The sequence below is a fragment of the Neisseria sp. P0021.S007 genome, assembly GCF_051956855.1.
The window spans coordinates 1-544 of the sequence record NZ_JBQCXA010001033.1 but is presented as its reverse complement, the minus strand read 5'-3'; the positions used below and the strand labels follow the sequence as shown (position 1 = coordinate 544).

The window sequence follows — 544 nt, the reverse complement described above, 5'->3', positions numbered from 1 at the left end:
ACCTTGGATACCTTGACCTTTATCGCCGTGACAGGTAAAGCAGTTTGCCGGAGGACCGCTGAACAATGCTTTACCGCGGGCAGCGCGTTCTTCATCGTATTGGTCTTTAGGTTTGGACAAGGACATGACATAGTTTGCCACATCTTTTACGCGTTCTTCACCCAGTGCAGGACCCCATGCAGCCATTTGTGCCGTACGGCCTTTTTCAATGGTCTCATGGATTTTCTCAGGCTCGCCGCCCCACAACCAATCGTTGTCGGTCAAATTCGGGAAGCCTTTGGAACCTTTGGCATCAGAACCGTGACATTGGATACAGTAGGTATTGAAGAGGTTTTGACCGATGGCGCGTGCTTCAGGATCTTTTGCCACTTTCTCAATCGGCATTTTGGCAAATTTGGCATAAACTTTGCCGTACTCTTGATCAGCTTTAGCCATTTCTTTCTCGTATTGTCCCTTGCTGCTCCATTTCCACTGTCCTTTATAATCGCCCAAACCCGGATACATGACCAGGTAGCCGATACCGAACAGCCAAGTACAGACATAC

At 48.7% G+C, this 544-nt stretch carries 1 protein-coding gene; it reads right to left on the bottom strand.

Annotation, left to right across the window (positions count from 1 at the left end):
- On the bottom strand, positions 1-544 hold a 544-nt coding region (ccoP, locus tag ACTHUR_RS17370; RefSeq protein ID WP_440399956.1), incomplete at both ends, for a cytochrome-c oxidase, cbb3-type subunit III.